Raw genomic sequence first — 15,374 nt, 5'->3', positions numbered from 1 at the left:
AATCTACTAATCTATTGTAGAGGAGTTATGGCAATGCAATATACATCGGTAGAAGATATTTTCCCTCTTATGAAAGACGAACTTAACAGAAAAATGGCAGAAAAGATCTATTACTTTATAGAGGGGAATTTTAATGATATAGAAATTGTTTCACTTAGAAGATGTATTTCGATTGCAAAGAAAGGTTTTATAAAGTTTGCTACGATCACGACAGAAAATGGTAATGCACTATTGCTGCATTTTCCACCTGAAATTAGAGATAACCTCTTAACACGAAAAGAGGAATTTAGTGTTAAGTTTGAAAAGCCAAAGCGGGAACTGTATATTAACCAAATTAATATTCCTTTTGATTATATACATGATGTGAGCAAGTTACAAAAGTTAATTAAGATTGCTTATGGTAATCCGAGAATGAAGAGGCATATAGGTAATCAAAAAAGCTCTGAGGAAGGATAACTGCGTTTTTATTCCTACAATAGATTCAAAGTACAAAAAAGTTAATGGTCTACTTCGTGATGGTATCTGGCTTTATTATAAAGACCTTCAAGAGGCTCAATCCTATTATGAGGATAATTATAAGAATTATAAATATGGAAGGTGTAATAGTTTCAAAGAAAACTAATAAAAAATTTTTAATGGTTTAGGAGAGTAAAATGGAAAAAGTAGGTAGGAATGATCCGTGTCCTTGCGGAAGTGGAAATAAATATAAAAAGTGTTGTATTAATAATTCTGGTCGTAATGTCTCCAATGTAAATACTATACCAATTGAAAATTCTTTCTGTTAACTTTAAAACTAGTAATGCTGTTAAAAACTTACTGATTGAGCAAGCACTAAAAATTGAATTATTGTCTACTTTTTTAGGGGGAGAGATAGTGAGTAAAAAAGGTACATGTTTTGTGATTATGGGATATGGGATAAAAACTGATCTAGCAACAGGAAGAGATCTTAATCTGGATAAAACCTATAAAAATATAATAAAACCAGCAGCAGAAGAGGTAGGGTTAGAATGTATTAGAGCGGATGAGGTTAAACATTCCGGTACGATTGATGTCCCAATGTATGAACATTTAATAAATGCAGATGTTGTAATTGCAGATTTGTCTACAAATAATTCAAACGCTTTTTATGAACTTGGGGTAAGACATGCTTTGCGTCCGAGAACAACAATTGCCATAGCGGAAAATAAGCTCAAACCTCCATTTGATATAAATCACACAGTCATTCGTCAGTATGAACATTTAGGAACAGATATAGGATTCGACGAAGTTCATCGATTTAGACAAGAGCTTATAGATACAATGAAAACAATATTGGATAAGGAAGATGTAGATAGCCCGGTATATACACACATAGAAGAACAAGATCAAAATGTAGTTATGAATAGAAGTATTGAGTTTCCACCCGAGTATTACCAAGCAGGTTTAGGGATACTGAGCTATTTCCATAAATTACTTAAAGAAAAATATCCAGGGGTTAATGCTACTGTAAGAATAATACAAGATGGATTAGTAGTTAAGATGATAGTTGAAACTAAAGATGGAGATAAACATATAGTTGAAAAGGCTTTAGAAGAATATGACTTAATCCTAAAAGGAGAAACTAGACCTGAAGAATATTTTGGTGCCTCTGCACAAATACAGATACTTGAATTAAAAAATGAATTGAGAATGGCTCAAGTTCGTATTGAGAGTCAAAAAGAGTTGTTAGCTTTTAAACAAACCCAGCTAAAAGAGCAACAAATTCAAACTAGTAAACTTGTCGAGATTATAAGTAATGGGCTTTCAAAACCTGCTTTATCTGAAGTTCATATCGCGCCTGTAATTAAGATTGATAATATTTTAAATCAACAAAGCATAATTCATAATGAAGTAAATGAAGCTCTTCAATCAATTAGAAATCTAAAGCAGATTGTAGATTCTCCTGAAACTGTTGAAATGTTAAATGATGTGGAAGGAGCTTTGTCTGAGACGAATGCTGATAATATAAACGATTCTAAGGGAGTATCTAAATTGAAAATTTTTTTGGAGAAAGTAAATAATACAGAGGGTACAGTCAGTAAGGCTATTAGTACGACAACTGCGGGATTAGATTTAATAAAGAAGTTAGCTCGAAACTACAATAAACTTGCACCTTGGTGCGGACTACCATCCATACCTTTTGTAAAATAAAATATCAATTTTATTATTTGATTTACAAAATCAACCTTCCAAGAGTCTTGGGAGGTTGATTTTATGTTTCCAACAAAAGACGAGTTAATACAGCATTTAATTGATAAAATGACAAATCAAGACATTGCTAAGATTTATGGAACATCCTTTCAAAAAATAATACAACTTATAATAAGGTTCAAACTCGATCCAGCTGCCTACAGAAAAGCTGAAAAGTTTGTTGTTTATGAGCGTTGGTTAGGTGAGGAAGTTGTGTATGTCGGTTCTGGAGTTTGGTATTGGTGTAGGCGATATACTAAAAGAAGAAACTCAGAACACAGACAATTAATGCAGGATGGTAAATTGATGTATAAGTTTGTCGGGGAGTTCGATAAGGAAGAAGATGCAAGGAAATTTGAAGCAGAGCTTATTCAAAAATATAAGAAGCAGGGGTTATGTAAGCTCAATAAGAAGAAATTTTGAAATTTCCTAAGAACAAGGGTATAATTAATTGGAATCTTATTCCTCGATTTTGCTTATAAACGTCTGAATCTATATATAATGCTGTTAGTCAGAGTTTGGTTCTAGGTGGGGACTCAAAATTGTGTTCCTTCGGGTGTGTGTCGGTTCGACCCCGACTACCGGTACCATTTTTCTATTATTTATATAATCGTTAATTAAAGAAGAATTAAGTAATATCAACGTTTCTAATGTCTTTCTACAGTATTTGTAGGAAGGCGTTTTTTGTGTTTCCAAAGTGTTTTTAAATTTGTTTAAATCGTGAATACTAATCGTGTTCAATGTTATGAAAGGTGGTGCTGTATTTGGCTAGAAGAAAAACAGGAAAGGAGAAACCTGACTAACTTACTGTTAGAGAAGGGTAGACAACAAAGACGAGGGATATTCATCTGGCTAATATATATGAGGAATTGAACGCCTATATAAAGAGGGTAGAAGGCACTGTATGGCTTTTTCCTTCAAGTCATGTTGTTTTCTATCTGTTCAGCAGTAATCCAATATAGTTCAATGAGATCTGAGGATGAGAATGGTTCAAAATCTGTTGCAATTCCGCAACATCCTTAAATTTTTTGTAGGCGCTGTAAAGTATTTTAGATTGACATGCTGCTACTCGGTTGAGTAGTTTTTTAGTATTAAAATAAAAATTTAAACAATTCAGAATATTCGTCTGAGCAGTAAGCGATTATATGGTATATAATCTAATTACTGAAAGAAGAGAAAGGATGTTTGGAATGTCTCAAACATTAAAAATGATAAGTAAACATTTCGTGGAAAATGCGAATTCACTAGCTATAGAAGTTGTTGAGACTGTTCTCTCTAGTATGTCCCTGAAAATATCTAATCAGAAAAAGGAGCAGACAATTGAAATGTATGTAGAACTTTTCGAATTTCTAGGAAGTTCTATTGTTGAAAAACAAAGTATAGGAGTACCAGGAGTTATTTTAGAATGGAGTAAGAAAAATGCAAAATCCCAGCTTGGACTTCGAATTTCGGAAATAGTACTTCGTTATTCTCCTACAAGAGAAGTTTTAAATGACTTAATTACAAATCTTAGTGAACAAAATGGGCTTACACTAAGAGAAAATTCCTCAGTAATAAAACTAGTAAATCAAATTTTAGACTTAAGTCTAAATGAAACCGTACTTTCCTTTGAAGAGCTTTCGGATAAGGAAAGAAAAGAAGCCCAAAAAGAAGCAGCCGAGCTGTCAGCTCCTGTTGTTCCCATTAAAGAGGGAGTTGCCGTTGTGCCTCTAATTGGAACATTTGATGAATACAGGATTACCTATCTTGGTAATAAAGTACTTCCAAAGATTGTTGAAATGCAAGTCAGGCAACTTATTGTAGATTATTCGGGGGTTATTACGCTTGATTTAGAATTTACATATGCCCTTGCTGAACTTGGCAAAATGTTAGAGTTATTAGATATAGAAATTATTGTAACCGGAATTCAGCCACAATTAGCACAGGTTATTGTTCAAAGTGGCATAGATGTAGGAAAAACGAGATATTTTGCTAATTTGAAACATGCATTAGAATACATATAGAAAAAGGAAAAGCAGTAGGCGATCATTAACCTCGATATCATAATCAAGGTGATTTTTTTATTATTATACCAAGTCTTCTTTAACCCTTGGGATATTCTCATTATTGTAGAATTCGAAAACTTTCTGTTAAAAATTTTTGATGTTCTTCATTAGACTCCCATTTGCTAAGGTTCATAACAATCTCCATCATTTCTTCTGCAGAATACTTTTGTACATGAAACAACACTTTCTCATCCTCTCTATCTTTATTTATACAATTTAAATACATATCATGTATCGCAACTTTTTTAAATAGAAATTCAATGTCCTTCTTTAGATGCACTTATTTATCATAAAAGGCGACCCTTAAGCATTCTCTTTTTATGTAAAAATCCTCCCCTTGCATGAAGAAAATTATGCCTCAAGAATTATCAGCCAAACAAAGAATTTTCATCAAACATTTAAACTAATGTTGTGGAAATACTTTTTTGTTGCCTTATTTACTTAGCCACTGCACTTCATACTGGGAGTATTGGTTAGTGGTCCACATTCCCTTTTTCTACTATATTCCTTATATATAATATTTTATAGTTTTCAAATCTTTAATCTTTTTTTATTCCTCACTTCTCTTCTGAACTTATTTCAACCCTATCGATGACAATTCTTTTCATACCGACTGTACTAATGAATTTTATGCTTGCTTTGTGGAAAAGTAGTCCTTCAGAAGGGTTTAGTACTTATGCTCTCATCACCATACCATCTGCATTTGCCTCGAGTGAATGTGAAAACATGGAATGAAATCCTGACCCCATCGTTTAGACAGTTCAAAGGACTACGAGTTGGCTATGGAGATAAATATCTGTTATGGGAAGTTCAGCGAAGCTATTTAGAAGGCAAGAAAGCAATGAAGAAAGCCGCCTACCGGATATAGAACCGGCAGGCGGCTTTCGTTTTACGCACACGGTACTGACGACTGAATCTAGATCACTCTCATCGGATTTCGAGGAGCCACCACCAGTCATTGTCGTCACGTCCACCAAAGCCGGTTACCTCCTGTTGGCCGGCCGTCCAGCGGGAATCGCTGTGCCCGCGGTGGGAGTGGAGCGTATGGTTGGTGTTCAGGTGGACAAGTCTCACTCGGCGCTGGGCGTTCCACTGACCCCCGCCTTCGACCTCGACCCGCCAGTTATCGTTGCTGTCTCCCTGACCTCCAGAGCCAAAGCCGGTCACCTCTTGCTGACCGGTCACGGGGGAAGGGTGTCCCGAATGGCTGTGCAGGTTGCGTTGCGTGAGCACATGCTCGAGCCGGATCACATCGCCATGTTGTACTACTTCATTGCTCCTGTGGTTCGCTTGCGTACCATCAGGTCCCTTGATCTTCCAGAGGTCATTGTCATCGGCCCCCCTGAAGCAGGTCACCTGTTGCTGACCTGAGCTTCGGCTGTGTCCGTAGTTCAGTGCGTGCGAATGGAGTGTCAGCCCCGTTATGAGATGACTTACCTTAATGGTCTGACCGTAACGGACTTGAGCCGTGTCCGCCGGCGGCTTCGTCGTGAACACAGGCGGGGTCTTATGCTGATAGTCGACTACAAAAAAACCCCTCCAAGGGTCGTTGATCTTGTTCGTCGCGTCAAAGTGGGGGTTGCCTGGTTCGGAGGACAATACGACCTCCTTTCCAACCGTGTTGTTATCGTACACGAACACTTTCATAATGTTAGCCTTCGAGTGCCACTCATACCCATAGGCTAGAACCTGGTGATTCTCCGATCCAATCTGCAGGAGGTTGGTTGCATCTACCAGGCCGAGGACGGCCGGCCGGCCTGAGTCGATGAGTGAACGCAGCTTTGGAAATTCTTCCTCCTTCGTCCAGCGGCTGACACCTTTTCCTCCAAGCAAGGTAGAATGATCGGATGCCATGGTCCAATGAACATACTTGATGGAGGAAGGTACAGCGAAGCTGTCCATAAGCCGACTGTAAATGTAATCTGCAAGCCAGTGTCCATCCGGGGGAACCTCTGCGTTGAACAGGTTACCGGTATATTTCGGAACAGGAATGCCCTTGAGGAAGTAGTCGAGCGCGGCAAAAGCCATTCCGCCACATCGTCCCTGTGTTTTTACCTGACCATGGCCCGGAATATTAGCTATAGCATTGATGAACTTGTTTCGAAACAAAAACCCGTGAACGGCCGGGTCAAAATCAAGCTTTCGACGATTGCGCCATGTTCCTGAGTCCCAGAGCGCCTTTCCCTGGTTGGTATAGATCACCGCGTTCCCATCGTCCTGAATAATGAGGTATGCTCCGGCGTTCCCCGCGGTACCAGCAGAGTCCCAGACCGCCTCGCCATTCGCCTTGCAGACAACAAGGCTTCCATTATCCCGCATGACTGCTTTCACGCCGCCTCTACCATTGGTACCGGAAGCCCAGACAGGGATGTGTTTATCCTTATGTACTTCATAGAGTACGAAGTTTCCATCGCCCTGCATAATCAGGAATGCTCTTCCATTGTTCGCGGTGATCTGCTGGTCTGCCAGGAGTTCTTGCCCGGGCTTAAGCTGGTTTGTCATCCTTTAGCCACTCCATTCTGAAAGGTTTTGCTGCCATTACCAATGGTTCCCGTCGCTATATCCAACAAAAGTAACAAAATCCTGATATTCACGTTTTACAAAACATCCATTCATGTTGACTACCTGGAACAGCCACCTCCTGCCTGCAAGTGATCTAATAAAAAAAGGAATTTATTCCTTAAAATGGTTATGCTCACATCACTGGTTGTATGCATATGCGGACAGCCAGTGAATGAATAATTTAGACTAAACCGTAAACAAAAATCCTACCTAGATACTAGGTAAAGGGTTCCTTTTTGAGGCGCTTCTCTAAAATTTTGTGCCGAAATGACAGTGGCTTTTGACATGGGTTTTTGCTTATAAAAACGTTTTCTGCATGAAGAAGTTGGTTTCATTGATCATTAGAGATTATCTTCTCTCAGGGTGTTCCTTGTTTGGCCTTCCTTTCAATGTATGAGAAAATCTATCATGGTGTGGCAAGTAGAACGGAGAACGGATTTTTCTGCAATCCATGAATGAAAGGGGGAAGCTGAGCAGCAATATGATGAACAATGGATGATTCAATAGCCCCTCATAACTTAAAGGTTTCCTTGGTAAACTTGTTATTGGAACTACCGGGGATTACTGTCCGTTCTGGAAAAAGTTGCAAGGAAAGGTTGTTCAAACAATTGTTAGAGGTACGCCAGTGTACAACCTGCTTTACAGTATGCACGCAATAGATGAAATTGTAGGTCAAGCAGATTATTGGAAGCAGCTAAATAAAAAAGAATTAAAGAATCAATTAGCATTACAAGCAGAAAGGAGCAGAAGAAAGGTCCAACCTAATTCTTGGCAAACTGCATTATATGAAGGGACTAGTCAAGATGATTGGTTTTGTAGCGAAGGCTACAAAAAGTTTGTTGAATAAATAAAAAAACTTCAAACGATTCACTTAGCTATCTCTTATAGTGCGATTTGTGATAGAACTCTAGATAAATAATAAGAAGGGCGTGTAAATATGTCGTTCCCATCAGCTGTAAAAAATCAATTGCTTGTCGATTGTAACCATCGATGCTGTAAATGTAAGGTTTCACGAGTTCAATTACATCATATTGAATATATATCAAAAGGTGGGCCAAATACCTATGAAAATGGGATTCCGTTATGCTCAAATTGCCACAATGAAGTTCATAGGGTCTTTTACCAGCTAAATTCTCTTTCACTGCTTTAATTTTAAATTCAGGTGTATATTGAATCGCTCGATCAGATACTGAAGCAACATTAGGATTGGATTCTAACAGTTGACGTTGATGTTCATTAAAATAGACTTTACTCATAATAATAACTCTCGTTCAGATTAATTATGTTTTAGTATAACGGGCTTTTTCCATAGAAAAAACCCCGAATAGGGCACTTTTTTAAAGTGTCTACTAGTTGGGGTTCAGTTCATGCGGACGATTCAAACAGCAATAACACCTAATTCCGTGGAATGATAATCAGACGTTAACAAAAAAGTTAGAAAATTATAAATTATATATTGTTTTGAAAGCGCTTTTAATGTATGATTATCATAAATCGTACATGATTTATGATTTTTTAATTTATTTTAGCTTGGGAGATGGTGAAATATGGCTCTTTCGAAAAAAGAGATGAGACAAGTTGCCACGGCAAGTTTAATTGGCTCAGCAATTGAATGGTACGACTGGTTCCTTTACGGAACTGCAGCAGCTTTGGTGTTTAATACTCTATTTTTCCCTGACTATGATCCGCTAGTCGGTACTTTGTTAGCGTTTGCGACCTTCGGGGCTGGTTTTTTTGCGAGACCGCTTGGTGGGATTATTTTTGGGTATTATGGGGATAAATTAGGGCGTAAAACCACACTGATTATTTGCTTATTGTTAATGGGATTCGGGACCTTCTTTATTGGCTTTTTACCCTCCTACGAACAAATAGGAGTATGGGCACCAATTTTACTTTTATTACTTAGAGTCGTGCAAGGAATAGCCGTAGGTGGAGAATGGGGTGGGGCTGTCCTGTTGGCAATTGAACATGCGCCTGAAAACAAACGAGGTTTTTACGGTAGTTTTCCTCAAATGGGTGTTCCTGTAGGACTTCTACTTTCAACTGTGGTTTTCTCTGCGTTTTCAGCTCTTCCACGGGATCAATTCTTGGCATGGGGATGGAGAATTCCCTTTTTGCTAAGTATTCTTTTGGTAGCTACTGGATTGTTTATCCGTTTAAAAGTTATGGAGACACCTGCTTTCCTTCAGGCCAAAGAGGCGGGAAATCAAATTAAGAATCCGTTAAAAGAAGTATGGAAGACCTCCAAAAAAGATATATTTATTGCCTTGGGATCCCGCTTCGCCAATGACGCAAGCTATTATATTTCAAATGTTTTTGTTCTATTATACGCTACTCAATATTTGTCTTTGGATAAAACCTTGTTTTTAACAGGTGTGTCTGTAGGGGCAGCAGTTGAACTCTTTACAATTCCTCTGTTCGGTGCCCTGTCTGATAAAGTCGGTCGAAGACCTGTTTTTATGGCTGGATCTCTATTTTTTGTATTATTCTCATTCCCATTTTTCTGGTTGGTAGAGACCCAAAATATGCTGTTGATATGGATCGCTCTAGTTTTATGGATAGCTGTCGGACATGGAGCAACATTTGCGCCAATGTCAGCCTTCATAGCGGAACGTTTTGACACAAAAACAAGATACACTGGTTCTTCTATCAGTTATCAACTTTCGGGTATGTTAATAGGCGGTCCAACACCTTTTATTGCCACAGCCCTACTATCTTGGTCAGGACACTATTGGCCAATCGCATTGTTTGTGATTATATTAGGCGTCATAAGTTTTGTGTCCATCTTTGTTGCGAGCGAAACTTATCGAAAAGATCTGAATACAGTTTCATCACAAAATAACGAACCTAATACTTTAAAGACAAAAACTAACTAAAGAAAAAAGGATGGTTAACATGCACTCAAGCATTGAATTAAATAGTAAATTCCATGAAATCCCTGAAGAAGAATACATGGATCGTGTCCGCAGTACCCAAGCTGAAATGGCCAGAGAAGGATATGATCTTATTATCGCGTGGTCCGATAGTTATCGAATGAGCAACGTTCGCTGGTTATCCAATTATCGAGCATTTGATGGGATATTTCCGTACCCTGCAATTGTATTAGTGCCGTTAAAGGGAGACCCTATTCTTTTTGTCGAAAGTAGCTTGACTTCCATCGGAGCAGCTTCGGTGGTGAAGGACGTCCGTGGAATCAGACAGGATCTAGGTCCCGTACTTGATGAGTACGCTGCATCGGGTAATGTAAAAAGAGTCGGTATTGCCGGGTACAAGTATATGGCATTGGAATTCTGGAATGTGGTTCAAAAATCATTGCCTGATATTCTAATTGAACCGACTGTGATCATTGATGTATTAAAATCGATTAAAAGTGAAAATGAAATTCGAAACATGAAAGTTGCCGGATATTTAGCGGATTTGGGGATTGAAGCAATCAAAGATGCTGCCAGGGAAGGGGCAACTGAAAAAGAACTGACAAAGGAAGCGTATCTTGCCATGTTTGCCAATGGTTCAGATACCGTAGCATTTGATATTATGGTACAAACTGGTGAGAACTCATCCGATTATTATTTAGCCAGACCAACTGATCGGAAGCTTAAGGATGGGGATACCCTTCTAATAGATATGGGCTGCAGATATAATGGTTACGCATCTGACATGGCACGTGGTGCTACCTTTGGAAGTGTATCTAAAGAGGCGCAAGCTATGTTCGATGCAGCTTTAGAAGCGTATGAAACTGGATTTAAGTACTTACGCCCTGGTTTAACTGGGGAAGAAGCTAGCTATCCCGCCAATGAAGTTTTAGCTAAATACGGTTATATTCATTCACCTGGCGAAGGTAGAGGTGTGGGTCATGGACTAGGTATGGATCCCGAAGAAGAGCTCCCTATTTTGGCACCTGGAATGAAATCGCTACTCAAGGAAAATCAGACTTTAGCTTATGTCATTACATTACTGATCCCTGGAGTTGGTGGATTAAGAATTGAGGATAGCGTTGTCATTCGTAAAGATGGGGCAGAATCAATGACCAATTTTCCTTACCGAAATCATTGGTAAGAGTATATATTTTGAGATAACCGGTCAAGTTTTGACCGCTTTATTTCTTCTAACTTTTTGTTATGATAGGAGAGCGGATATGTCGTGTTTATTTAAATCATTGGAAGTAACAGGTTATCAAGATATTATCAAGGAAGATAATGACATATTAAATTTTCTTGCATTAGGAAAAATAGTTTTAACGGAAGGCGAAACGTTTACAACCCAAACGGGCAATTATGAAACGGCTTTAGTAATTCTATCAGGCATGGCGACCATTTCCAGTGAACAAGAGAAATGGGGAAATTTAGGTGGGAGAAGCGACGTATTTGATGGGAAAGCTACCGTAGTTTATATACCTTACCAATCGGAATATCTAGTAATTGCTGAGACTACGTTTCTACAAATCGCAGTATGCAAAGTAAAAGCAGAAAACAAATTCTCCCCTTTTGTCATTAGACCTAATGATATTACTGTTAATCTTAGGGGAAAAGATACCTGGATACGCGAAGTACATGATATCATTACTGAAAATGGGGACGGTAGGGTACATCGTATGGTATTAGGTGAGACCTACAATGAAACTGGCAATTGGTCAAGTTATCCCCCACATAAGCACGATGGGGAATTTTATCCAGAAGAGCCGAATTTTGAAGAGGTGTATCATTATCAATTTCAACCGGAACAAGGTTTTGGTATACAGATGCACTACACTAAGGACCAAAGTATCGATCAGGCATATATCATAAGAAATGGAGATAGTTATGCCATTGAAAAGGGATATCATCCTATTAGCGCCGCGGGCGGATATCGTTTGTATTATCTGTGGTTCATGGCCGGAGATACAGGGAGAAACTTGAAACCATATGATGAGCCCGACCACATCTGGCTTAAGTAATTATGGGAATAACATCAAAAAATTGCAAGGTGACTGTATATGAAAAAGAATGGACCAACAAAACGAAAATTAATTACTGAAGACATATACACAGTAATAAAAGACCAAATTTACTCTTACAGTCTTTCACCAGGACAAAAGATTAATATTGACCAAATGGCACGGGATTTAAATGTCAGCAATATCCCGATACGCGAGGCACTAACCCGATTGGCTTCAGAAGGACTCGTACACATTATCCCATATAAAGGGGTTACCGTTGCAGAAATGAGTTTGCAGGAGCTCGATGAATTATATGAGCTACGGATTGAGTTGGAAGGCTTTGCCGCGCGGAAGGCGACACTGCTAATCCCTGAAGCCGAAATAAACTGGCTACTTGAAGAAATGAAGCAGCGCTATATCTCAATTGAAAGCTGTAAAGGCAACTTGGAAACGGTCATGCAGATGAATGTAGAGCTTCACGGTACGATTTTAAAGTATGCTCACAATGAAAATTTACGAAAACTTATTGAACAGTTTTTGCAAAGAATAGAAAGGTACTTGATTTATGCACGTCGGGATTTAGATATAGAAACGGTAAAGAAGGAGTGGTCCGAGCATCAAGAAATTATCATGGCCCTTAAAGAACGAAATCATCAAATGGCAGAGAAATTAATGAGGACTCATATAAGTAATTCTCACCAAAGGACTAGAAGGTTTTTTCTATAGATTAATAATTGTAGTAATGGTTTCATGCAACGATATTTACTGTGTATAGAATTCAATACCTGTCTAAAAAGACCCCTTTTGGGGGTCTCAGCTTGACAAAGTCTCATGTCTACAAGCTGAAACACATACGTATACGCGTATGTGTTTTTGTTTATATTACTAATCCGAGAAAAACTACTTTATCCAAAAAATCAAGAGGAGGCATGTCCACTACATGTGCTAACCCAATGGATATTATACCTTACTGAAACAGGGACCCAGATGAATTTGTCCAGCTAATGATATAGGAAAGTATGTCCAATTTAACGACCAATGTAATTTACCATAATAAATAACTATAAAAAGAAAATAGTTGTCTTGGCCAAAGCCAGGAAGAGGAGGGTAGAGGAGGGTTCTTTGCTTTAAAAATATTTAAAGAGGGAAATTTGGCCCTACTGAGTATATGGCGATATTTTATTTTTTTGCAAATCTGATAAACTCTTATGAATAACCGGCAAACTTATGCCTTCAAAGAGCGATCTAAAGCAATCCGTCGGGCCAATTGAGCGCCGATCCATCATAGGATTCATTGCTGGCGTTCTTCCTGGTTCAGGAAGCACGTTAGATATTTATCTCTTATTCTACCGAGAAGAGATTATCAAAAAAACCCGAAACATTTGGTAAAGGTGCAAAGAAGGAGAGGCTTCTGCCGAAACATCCAAGAACTCAGCGAAAGGCGGAGCACTTTGTCCCATTATTGACTCTGGGAAGTCCAGGATCCGGAACGACCGCGGTATTATTAGGAGCACTAATCATGTATGGTATCCGCCCAAGACCGCAACTTATGACGGAACAACCAGTTCTTGTTTGGGCAGTAATCGCGTCATTGTACATTAGCAATTTAATATTAATCTTTGGTTTAGTAGGTGCCTTTTCCATCAACAACTCAATTAATGATATTTGCTGGTTTTGATTTTTGGTCTTTAGGGGTTAATAATGCACATTGTTGGAATGGTCTCGAAGGATTCGTTTATGCAGTTCATAACAAGTCCTATAAGTTTAATCTTACTGGTTATTGCTTTCGTTACAACTCTGAGCCATGATAAACGTAGTCAAACGCGTACTGGATGACACCGAGGATATTTTTAAAAAAACCGGCCGTAACACAAAGAGACAAGTTACATATGGTATCGCCATAGATCAAAATTTCAGATTTTAGAAAGGATATATCCGGCTGAATGACGTTATTTGAACTATTAAGCCGATAAGGGAAGGTAGCTGTCAGATGAGCATATCCGTAAAAGAAGCTATGAATATAGGCGGGCTGCAAAAAGCTAAGATTATTGCCGGCCACAGTGGGGTTGATAAATTAATTGAACATGTAAGTGTTATAGAAGTGCCTGAGTCTCATGAGTGGTTCAGAGGGAAAGAGTTGTTTCTAACGGCCTTTTATACGATCAAAAATAATGTGGAAGCCCAATTGGATTTAATAAAAACAATTCATGAAAAAAATGTATCCGCGCTGGGAGTATGTTATCCAGGTATGTATTACGATACCATACCCAATGAAGTGATTAAGATCGCCGACGAACTTTCCATCCCGATAATAGAAATCCCAAGGGAAGTAGCATATATTGAGATAATCTCGCCAGTTATGGAAAGGATTCAAAAAAAGCAGACGCAAGAGATTCATCAGGCCCTGCACATCCAAAATCATTTGCATAAGTGGCTTGCATTGCAACTTGGTTTAGAAACGATCGCTTCAAACATTAGTGAATTGTTGCAAGAAGACATAATAATTGTTGATCATCAATTCAGTCTATTAGCCAGCATATTCCATGATAAAGATAGTATCCTTGATATTTTTCAGGCTGCCGATATCAACATAAATGCAGTTCGAAGTTCACAAGAAGAATACCCGTATACTTGGTCAATAAACCAAGTAAAGTTTTATGCTTATCCAATACGAACGGGCGATAAAATATATGGCTATTTAATCTTAATGAATAGAAATGAGAATTCGTCTTTAAAAAGTTTAATTTATGACTATTTATCCACAAGCTTAGCCCTTTTTTTCTCGCAAAAGGCCGTTATCGAGGAAACGAAGAGGAGCCATCTAAAGACACTGATAGATCAGTGGCTTACTGGAGATGGAATTACACCTGAGATATTTAATGAGAGAGCAGTTAATTTAGGTTGGAATATGGGAGAAGTTGTAGGGATATCTATTTTGAATGTTAATGAAGATGAAATGGAACTTGATAGAGTTCACACATTAATACAAAGATTTTTCGCAAAAAAAGGTAATGAGAGTATATCCTTTATATATGGCCAAAGGATATTAATGTTACTTAAGCGGCCACAGGGAAAGACATTAGGGTATGACCATTATTACCAAAACATATTTGAAGAGTTGTATATTATTTTAATGGAACAGAGTGTCAACAAAATCAATATTGCTTACACACAAGAATCGGATAACATTATTTTAGAAGGAAGAGAATTATACAAACAAGTATTAAGTATCGTGTCATTCCAATTAAAGTATCCTGTGTTGCCGCACATATTATTTGCACCGACTGTACCGCTATTTTCCTTTTTAGAGGAGAACTTTCATAATCCACAAATTAATCAATTAAGAAATTTACTGGATCCACTAGAACAATATGATCGTCAATACCAAACAGACCTGATAGAGACATTAGAATATATGTTATTCACCGAAGATATTACGTATTTATCCAAAAAACTAAATATACATCGAAATACCTTAAATTATCGAAGACAAAGAATTAAAGATATTTTAAAGATGAATCCATTTGAAAGTCCCTACCGGCTTCAATATGAGCTGGCAATTTTATTAAGAAAATGAAAAAGCGCTATGTTTTGTGCACTTGCACAAAGGATAGCGCTTATTTTTATAAATTTGAAATGTTCAA

Annotated in this window: 13 protein-coding genes and 1 pseudogene; 12 read left to right on the top strand and 2 right to left on the bottom strand. The window is 38.1% G+C overall.

All coding sequences use genetic code 11. The features are described from left to right. Window positions 1-33: 33 nt before the first annotated feature. The 5 genes from DMO16_RS05505 (at window position 34) to DMO16_RS05480 (ending at window position 4,211) form a co-directional block, all read left to right on the top strand. Complete coding sequence (locus tag DMO16_RS05505) at window positions 34-456, top strand: hypothetical protein (protein WP_129475884.1); 423 nt, start codon at window positions 34-36, stop codon at window positions 454-456. Window positions 457-653: 197 nt separating this feature from the next. Beyond that, window positions 654-785 carry an SEC-C metal-binding domain-containing protein gene (locus DMO16_RS25135; RefSeq protein ID WP_206738062.1) on the top strand — a complete coding sequence of 44 codons (132 nt, stop codon included), beginning with the start codon at window positions 654-656 and terminating at the stop codon, window positions 783-785. Window positions 786-873: 88 nt separating this feature from the next. Then, window positions 874-2,169, top strand: coding sequence for a hypothetical protein (locus DMO16_RS24820; RefSeq protein WP_241840463.1), 1,296 nt, complete (start codon window positions 874-876; stop codon window positions 2,167-2,169). A gap of 63 nt (window positions 2,170-2,232) precedes the next feature. After that, complete coding sequence (locus DMO16_RS05490; protein ID WP_129475882.1) at window positions 2,233-2,631, top strand: hypothetical protein; 399 nt, start codon at window positions 2,233-2,235, stop codon at window positions 2,629-2,631. Window positions 2,632-3,398: 767 nt separating this feature from the next. Further along, on the top strand, window positions 3,399-4,211 hold the full coding sequence (locus DMO16_RS05480; protein WP_164988862.1) for an STAS domain-containing protein: 813 nt from the start codon (window positions 3,399-3,401) through the stop codon (window positions 4,209-4,211). A gap of 969 nt (window positions 4,212-5,180) precedes the next feature. Here the strand turns inward: DMO16_RS05480 and DMO16_RS05475 are convergent. Then, window positions 5,181-6,755 (bottom strand): MIR domain-containing protein, encoded by a 1,575-nt coding sequence (locus tag DMO16_RS05475; RefSeq protein WP_129475878.1) that lies wholly within the window; start codon window positions 6,753-6,755, stop codon window positions 5,181-5,183. 643 nt (window positions 6,756-7,398) lie between these two features. Here DMO16_RS05475 and DMO16_RS05470 point away from each other — a divergent pair. Continuing rightward, on the top strand, window positions 7,399-7,662 hold the full coding sequence (locus tag DMO16_RS05470; RefSeq protein WP_206738061.1) for a hypothetical protein: 264 nt from the start codon (window positions 7,399-7,401) through the stop codon (window positions 7,660-7,662). A 256-nt stretch (window positions 7,663-7,918) separates the two neighbouring features. On the opposite strand, the pseudogene DMO16_RS24815 reads toward DMO16_RS05470, so the two are convergent. Then, window positions 7,919-8,071: pseudogene (locus DMO16_RS24815) on the bottom strand (IS3-like element ISBsp3 family transposase); the annotation flags it as partial. 291 nt (window positions 8,072-8,362) lie between these two features. Between DMO16_RS24815 and DMO16_RS05460 the strand changes: the two are divergent. From DMO16_RS05460 to DMO16_RS05435, 6 genes are all read left to right on the top strand, one after another. Further along, window positions 8,363-9,691, top strand: a complete 1,329-nt coding sequence (locus DMO16_RS05460; protein WP_129475871.1) for an MFS transporter — start codon at window positions 8,363-8,365, stop codon at window positions 9,689-9,691. A 19-nt stretch (window positions 9,692-9,710) separates the two neighbouring features. Beyond that, window positions 9,711-10,871 (top strand): M24 family metallopeptidase, encoded by a 1,161-nt coding sequence (locus DMO16_RS05455; RefSeq protein WP_164988861.1) that lies wholly within the window; start codon window positions 9,711-9,713, stop codon window positions 10,869-10,871. Window positions 10,872-10,971: 100 nt separating this feature from the next. Further along, the gene (gene iolB, locus DMO16_RS05450; protein WP_241840462.1) at window positions 10,972-11,748 is read left to right on the top strand and encodes a 5-deoxy-glucuronate isomerase; all 777 of its coding nucleotides are present in this window, start codon (window positions 10,972-10,974) and stop codon (window positions 11,746-11,748) included. A gap of 39 nt (window positions 11,749-11,787) precedes the next feature. After that, the gene (locus DMO16_RS05445; protein ID WP_129475864.1) at window positions 11,788-12,456 is read left to right on the top strand and encodes a GntR family transcriptional regulator; all 669 of its coding nucleotides are present in this window, start codon (window positions 11,788-11,790) and stop codon (window positions 12,454-12,456) included. 604 nt (window positions 12,457-13,060) lie between these two features. Then, entirely contained in the window at window positions 13,061-13,408 is a 348-nt protein-coding gene (locus DMO16_RS25390) for a tripartite tricarboxylate transporter permease (RefSeq protein ID WP_129480315.1), read from the top strand. 312 nt (window positions 13,409-13,720) lie between these two features. Then, window positions 13,721-15,307 (top strand): PucR family transcriptional regulator, encoded by a 1,587-nt coding sequence (locus DMO16_RS05435; protein WP_129475862.1) that lies wholly within the window; start codon window positions 13,721-13,723, stop codon window positions 15,305-15,307. Window positions 15,308-15,374 lie beyond the last annotated feature (67 nt).

The sequence above is a fragment of the Fictibacillus sp. S7 genome (genome assembly GCF_004127935.1).
GTDB classification, from domain to species: Bacteria; Bacillota; Bacilli; order Bacillales; family Fictibacillaceae; genus Fictibacillus_C; species Fictibacillus_C enclensis.
The sequence above is the reverse complement of the archived record's forward strand: the minus strand, read 5'-3'. Positions and strand labels throughout refer to the sequence as shown.

Coding starts and splice junctions, on each gene's coding strand:
- DMO16_RS05505 (WP_129475884.1), top strand. CDS start 34: ATGCAATATACATCGGTAGAAGATATTTTCCCTCTTATGAAAGACGAA.
- DMO16_RS25135 (WP_206738062.1), top strand. CDS start 654: ATGGAAAAAGTAGGTAGGAATGATCCGTGTCCTTGCGGAAGTGGAAAT.
- DMO16_RS05490 (WP_129475882.1), top strand. CDS start 2,233: ATGTTTCCAACAAAAGACGAGTTAATACAGCATTTAATTGATAAAATG.
- DMO16_RS05480 (WP_164988862.1), top strand. CDS start 3,399: ATGTCTCAAACATTAAAAATGATAAGTAAACATTTCGTGGAAAATGCG.
- DMO16_RS05475 (WP_129475878.1), bottom strand. CDS start 6,755: ATGACAAACCAGCTTAAGCCCGGGCAAGAACTCCTGGCAGACCAGCAG.
- DMO16_RS05460 (WP_129475871.1), top strand. CDS start 8,363: ATGGCTCTTTCGAAAAAAGAGATGAGACAAGTTGCCACGGCAAGTTTA.
- DMO16_RS05455 (WP_164988861.1), top strand. CDS start 9,711: ATGCACTCAAGCATTGAATTAAATAGTAAATTCCATGAAATCCCTGAA.
- DMO16_RS05445 (WP_129475864.1), top strand. CDS start 11,788: ATGAAAAAGAATGGACCAACAAAACGAAAATTAATTACTGAAGACATA.
- DMO16_RS05435 (WP_129475862.1), top strand. CDS start 13,721: ATGAGCATATCCGTAAAAGAAGCTATGAATATAGGCGGGCTGCAAAAA.